This window comes from Streptomyces sp. XM83C (assembly GCF_023072675.1).
Lineage (GTDB): Bacteria > Actinomycetota > Actinomycetes > Streptomycetales > Streptomycetaceae > Streptomyces > Streptomyces thermocoprophilus.
In genome coordinates this window covers 1-5,633 of the sequence record NZ_JALLGL010000367.1, presented here as the reverse complement: position 1 = coordinate 5,633, position 5,633 = coordinate 1, and the positions used below count along the sequence as shown (strand labels likewise).

General features: G+C 74.9%; 5 protein-coding genes. 2 read left to right on the top strand and 3 right to left on the bottom strand.

All coding sequences use genetic code 11. The features are described from left to right. Positions 1–706: sugar nucleotide-binding protein (locus tag MTQ10_RS27310; RefSeq protein ID WP_247472916.1), on the bottom strand; the 706-nt coding region annotated here is incomplete at its 3' end. A gap of 41 nt (positions 707–747) precedes the next feature. Then, positions 748–1,572 (bottom strand): alpha/beta fold hydrolase, encoded by an 825-nt coding sequence (locus MTQ10_RS27305; RefSeq protein ID WP_247472915.1) that lies wholly within the window; start codon positions 1,570–1,572, stop codon positions 748–750. A gap of 352 nt (positions 1,573–1,924) precedes the next feature. On the opposite strand from MTQ10_RS27305, the gene MTQ10_RS27300 reads away from it, so the two are divergent. Then, a complete protein-coding gene (locus MTQ10_RS27300) occupies positions 1,925–3,316 on the top strand; it encodes an aminotransferase-like domain-containing protein (protein WP_308404607.1) in 1,392 nt (463 codons plus the stop codon). Between the two features lie 1,016 nt (positions 3,317–4,332). Then, positions 4,333–4,845: an SH3 domain-containing protein gene (locus MTQ10_RS27290; protein ID WP_247472912.1), complete on the top strand. Its 513-nt coding sequence runs from the start codon at positions 4,333–4,335 to the stop codon at positions 4,843–4,845. A gap of 142 nt (positions 4,846–4,987) precedes the next feature. On the opposite strand, the gene MTQ10_RS27285 is transcribed toward MTQ10_RS27290, so the two are convergent. Continuing rightward, positions 4,988–5,500 carry a hypothetical protein gene (locus tag MTQ10_RS27285; protein WP_374117709.1) on the bottom strand — a complete coding sequence of 171 codons (513 nt, stop codon included), beginning with the start codon at positions 5,498–5,500 and terminating at the stop codon, positions 4,988–4,990. Positions 5,501–5,633: the final 133 nt, after the last annotated feature.

Below are 5,633 nucleotides of genomic sequence, written 5' to 3'. Positions count from 1 at the left end.
CCGCGGGGAGGCGGGCGGGGTCGAGGGCGTCGCGGCGGGCGATGAGGATGCCGAGGTCGTAGCGGGTGAGGGCGTCCGGGCCTGCGAGGTGGTGGACGCCGGACGCGGTGGAGGCGGCCAGCTCCAGCAGGGCGGCGGCGAGGTCGGCGACGTGCACCGGGCAGCGGACGACGTCGGTGTAGAGGACGCCGGTGCGGCGGCCGGTGGCCAGATCGTGGACGTGCCGCTCGTGCACGGAGTCGCCGTCGCCGAGGATCAGCGAGGTGCGGGCGACGACCGCGTCCGGGGTGAGCAGCCGTACCGCGGTCTCCGCTGCCGCCTTCGCCGCGCCGTACGGGGTGACCGGGTCGGGCAGGCACCTCTCGTCGTACTCGGCGCGGTCCCCGGAGAACACGGCGTCGCTGGAGACGTGCACCAGGCGGCAGCCGTGCCGGGCGGCGGCCTGCGCCACACGGGCGGCCCCGTCGGCGGTGACCGCCCAGTCGGCGTGGCCGCCGGCCGCGTTGACGAGCGTGCAGGGCGCGAGGCCGGCGAGCAGCCGGTCGAGCTGCCCGGTGTCGCGCACATCGAGCGGGCGCCAGTCGGACGCCGGGGCGTCGCCGGGCCGGGAGGCGTACGTCGCGACGGTCTCCCGTCCCGCCGCCACGGCCTGCCGGACCAGCTCACCGCCGAGGAATCCGCTACCGCCGACGATCACCAACGTCATGACCGCCACCGTACGGCAGCCGTGGCGCCCGTCACGGCGCCTCAGCCGAGCTCGTCCACCCGGTCCAGGAACTCCCCCAGCACCGCGTTGAACTCGGCCGGGCGTTCCAGGTTCGGCATGTGCGCCGCGCCCTCGATCACGTGCAGCGTGGAGTGGGGGAACAGGGCGTGCATCGCCTCCGCGTCCGCGACCGGCGTGTACGCGTCGTCCCTGCCGACCACCACCAGCGCCGGGGCGGTGAGCCGGGCCAGCAGGGGGCGGTAGTCGGGGCGTTCGGCCCGGCCGCGCAGGGCCGCCGCCGCGCCCTCCGGCGGGGTGGCGGTCATCATGCGGTGCACGTGGGCCTTCACCTCGGGGGCGGCGTACGGCGCGACCATCTTCTCCAGCACTTCGTCGGCGTACCCGCGCATCCCCTCCCGCAGCAGACGGTCTGCCATCGCGTTGCGGGCCGCCTTGCCCTCGGGGGTCTCCGGGGTGGGGAACGTGTCGGCGAGGACCAGGCCGCGCACCCGGTCGCCGAGGCGGGCGCAGCACTCCATCGCGATCTGCCCGCCCATCGACAGCCCCGCGAGGACGAACGTGCCCACCTTCAGCTCGTCCAGCAGCTCCTCGATGTCCGCCGCGAACCGGGCGAGCGGGGTGACGCCGGGGACGACCGGGGAGGCGCCGTAGCCGCGCAGGTCGGGGGCGATCACACGGCGGGTGCGGGAGAACTCTTCGATCTGCGGGGTCCACATCGTGCGGTCGAAGGGGTGGCCGTGGACGAGGACGAGGGGGAGCGCGGACTCGGACTCGGACTCGGACGTGGGCGTGGGCGTGGGTGGTGTATGGGTGCCTTTGTCCTCGTATGCGAGGAAGGGGGTCATGTCGTCGAGGCTAGGCGGGGCGCCGATCTCGGTGCAATAAAATCTTTGCCCTCGGTGCAATTCCGGGTCGGCACCTCAGGCCTTGAGCGGGGGCACGCTCATCAGGCCGTCCGGCCACCGGTCGTTCGGCCACCGGTCGTTCGGCCGCCCGTCGTTCGGCCACCGGTCGTTCGGCCACCGGCTGTCCGGCCACCGGTCGTCCGGCCACCGGTCGTCCGGCCACCGGCTGTCCGGCCACCGGTCGTCCGGCCACCGGCTGTCCGGCCACCGGCTGTCCGGCCACCGGCCGTTCGGCCACCGGCCGTTTGGCTGCCGGCTTTTCGACCCCTGTCCGACTCGGAGGGCAGCCCCCATGACCGACTACCGTCGTATCGCCGACCGCATCGCCGCCGACATCGAGGCCGGGCGGCTGCGCCCCGGTCAGTGGCTGCCTCCGCAGCGGCGGTTCGCCCGGCGGCACGGCATCGCCGCGTCCACCGCCGGGCGTGTGTACGGCGAACTCGTGCGGCGCGGGCTGGTGGTGGGCGAGGTCGGGCGCGGCACGTTCGTGCGGGCCGCCGCCCCTGCCGACGGGGCGTCGGCGCTGGTCGAGCGGGCCGGGGGCCCTCCCGTCGACCTCCAGCTCAACTACCCTTCCGCGCCCGGTCAGCCGGAGCTGCTGGCTGCCGCGCTCGCCCCGCTGACCCGGCCCGACGTGCTCGCCGACGCGCTGCGCCCGGCCGCCGCCACGGGTACGCCCGCCGCCCGCGATGCCGCCGCCGCGCTGCTGGCCGCCGGGGGCTGGCGGCCCCGGCCCGGGCAGGTGCTGTTCGCCGGGAACGCCCGGCAGGCCGTCGCCGCCGTGCTCGCCTCGCTGGTGCGGCCGGGCGGCCGGGTCGGCGTGGAGGAGCTGACGTACCCGCTGGTGAAGGAGATCGCCGCGCGGATCGGTGTGACGCTGGTGCCGTTGGCGGTGGACGAGGGCGGGCTGCGGCCCGAGAGCGTCATGGCGGCGCATCGCGGCGCGCCGCTGTCCGCGCTGTACGTGCAGCCGACGCTGCACAACCCGACCTCGGTCACGGCGACCGGGGAGCGGTGCGCGGAGATCGCGGCCGTCGCCGACGCGTACGGCATCCCGGTCGTCGAGGACCGCATCTGGTCCTTCCTGCACACCGCCGCCGAGCCGCTCGCCGTGCACGCCCCGCACCTCACGCATGTCGTGGACGGGCTGTCCAAGCGGGTCGCGCCGGGGCTGACCGTGGGTCTGCTCGTCGTCCCGGAGAACCGGGTGGAGACGGTGGCCGCCGCGCTGCGGTCGGGCGGGTGGACGGCGGGCCGGTTCGCGCTGGAGGCGGCCGTGCGGTGGATCGGCGACGGGACCGTGGCGTGGCTCGTCGACGCCAAGCGTGCCGACGCGGCCCGGCGGCAGCGGATCGTCCGCGAGGAGCTGGCAGGGTTCGCCGTACGGGCCGACCCGGGCGCCTACTTCGCGTGGTGGGAGCTGCCCGCGCCGTGGCGGGCCGACACGTTCACCGCAGCCGCTGCCGCGCACGGCATCGCCGTCACGCCGGGCACCGCCTTCGCCGTCGATCCGCGCCGTACGCCGGACGCGGTCAGGCTCGGGCTCGCCACGGCGGCGGAGCCGGATCTGGCGCGGGCGCTGCGGACTCTGTCGGCCGTAGTGGCGGACGGCCCGGAGGGCGGTTCGGGGGGCGGTTCGGCGGGCGGTCCCGGCGGGCCGCCGCCCACCGCGCGGTCAGTGTGACGGCGAGCGCCACGGCCAGGCCCGTGCCGAACAGCAGCCAGGCCGTGGTCCGCAGTGTCGCCGTCAGGGCGTCGTAGACGGCGCCCGCGGCCGGTTCGGACACCTCGGCGGGCAGGTCGGCGAGGGTGAGTCGGCGGCCCACGGCGACCGCGAGCGCCAGCAGCGCGCCGCCGACGGCGGTGCCGAGAGCGGTCGCGACGACGGCGCGGCGCCGGCAGGCGGCCACGGCGATGCCCGCGGCGGCGAGGGCGACCGTGCCGGCGGGCAGCCAGAAACCGGCGACTTCCAGCACGCCGTACCCCTTTTGCAGCCGGGCCAGCTCCCCGGGCGGCAACAGCGCGACCTGCGTGTGCCGTACGGGGATGCGGTGGGCGAACGGGACGTTGTCGGCGGCCAGTTCCTCCTTGAGGCGGGCGGTGACCGGCGCCAGGTCGACGATGACGGGGCGGCCGTCGCCCTCCCGCAGCGACCTCAACACCGCGTCGTGCGCCGCCCTGTTGGCGGTGTCCCACGCGGTGCGGAACGCCTCGGTGCGGGTGAACGAGCGCACCGCGTCGTGCACGAACGGGCCGAGCGCGCCGTGCGCGGGGCCGCCGTCGACGTGGCGCAGGATGCCCGAGCCGACGGTGTCGGCGATCTGGCCCTGCACGGCCGGGTCGGAGGCGAGCGGGCCCATCGTGGTGACGTAACGCCCGGTGTCCGCGAGGCCGTACGTCACCCACGCCGCGAGTGCGCCGAACGGCACCAGCAGGCAGGACAGGGCGATGAGGACGGCCGAGGCGGCGGTCCGCAGGCGTCGGGACACATCTCAAGGCAACGGTCCGGCGGGGGGTGCCGCCAGCGGGCGGGGCCGTACGGGTGGGCCTGACCTCGGTGAGCACACGGCGAGCGTGTGATGAATATGCCAGACGCATGCGCCGACTTCGGGAGGGGCGCCGCCACCTGCCCGTTCCGTCCTCCGGTGGAGGGTTCACCCGAACGGGTGTTTCCTGGTGCTGGGGAGAAGGAGGCCGATCATGCGCACCACTCCGGCCCTGCGGATCCTGGCCGCGGCCCTGCTCACCGGTGGCACCCTCGCCGTCGCGACGACGGGTACCACAGCGGCGGCAGCCCCGCCGACCTTCGCCGAAGGACACGAAGGAAACGGTGGCGCAAACGGCTCCGGTCCCGTATGGGGCACTGTCACCACCCGCACCGAACTCAACGTGCGGCAGCAACCCACCACCCACTCGTCCGTCGTCGCCTCGCTCGACCCGGGCACCCACGTCCGGGTGCAGTGCAAGGTTCTCGGGCAGAGCGTCAACGGAAACCCCTACTGGTACTGGCTGAGCGGCACCCAGGGATGGGCCAGCGCCGCCTTCGTCGATGTCCGCGGGGCGCGCGTGCCGACCTGCGCCGACCCCTGCCCGCAGTGGCGGGACGGCTGGCGCAACGCCGACTCGTCCGACCCCGAGTGGAACCAGCCCTGGGCCGTCACGGCCACCGTGTCCGTCACCGTCAGCGGGTCCTGGACCTGGACGGTGTCCTGAGACCTCGTCGGGCGGCCGGGACGGACGGTGTCCGGCCGCTCCGGTGAGTGGAGGGATGAGGGAAGCCGTGGGCCCCGGTGCACGAACACCGGGGCCCACGGCTGTGCCCTGTCAGGGCCGGCGCCTCAAGGGCGCTTCAGGGTCAGCGGATACGGTTCCCTTCCGCGTCCTCACGCGTGTAGTACCGGTAGAAGAACACGACGAAGATCGCCGCTCCGACCAGCGCACCCAACGCCATGGAACGCAGCACGGACGCGCCGGTCTGGCTGTAGAGGAACCCGAACGCGGCGCCGGCGAACGCCGACTTCACCGCCGAGTGCAACTCGCGCTGCAACTTGGGCGCCCACAGCGCCACAGCGATGCACAGCACGATGAACACGAACGACGTGACGAAGCCGAACAGCAGGTTCCAGCCGGTGATGGGCCCTCCGGCGCGCCGGTTGGCCGCCGCCCAGTAGCCGTAGATCAGGCCGAGCACGATCGGGACGCCGAACCGGGCCATCGTGTGCATGCGCGCGTCGAACACGTCGGGCATGCGCAGGGTTCCCGGCCGCTTGCCGGCTTTCGGCCGGCCGATGCGCAGCGGGCCGTCGGGACGCCCGGCGAGCGGACCGTAGGGACTGCCGACGCCCGGCGCCGGTGCCGCATGAGCCATGAGAGCACTCCTCTCTCCTCGCCCCCGCCTACCAGAGCACACCTGGCGCCGACGGCTGGCAAGTCGGTGAGCGCATCGGCCGGGCGGGTGAAGGGGCGCCGCCCCCTGCCTCCTCCCCGACCCCGCGCCGGAC

What these genes read in the sequence shown, in the direction of transcription:
- MTQ10_RS27305 (WP_247472915.1), bottom strand. Translation starts at nt 1,572, where the DNA reads ATGACCCCCTTCCTCGCATACGAGGACAAAGGCACCCATACACCACCC.
- MTQ10_RS27300 (WP_308404607.1), top strand. Translation starts at nt 1,925, where the DNA reads ATGACCGACTACCGTCGTATCGCCGACCGCATCGCCGCCGACATCGAG.
- MTQ10_RS27290 (WP_247472912.1), top strand. Translation starts at nt 4,333, where the DNA reads ATGCGCACCACTCCGGCCCTGCGGATCCTGGCCGCGGCCCTGCTCACC.
- MTQ10_RS27285 (WP_374117709.1), bottom strand. Translation starts at nt 5,500, where the DNA reads ATGGCTCATGCGGCACCGGCGCCGGGCGTCGGCAGTCCCTACGGTCCG.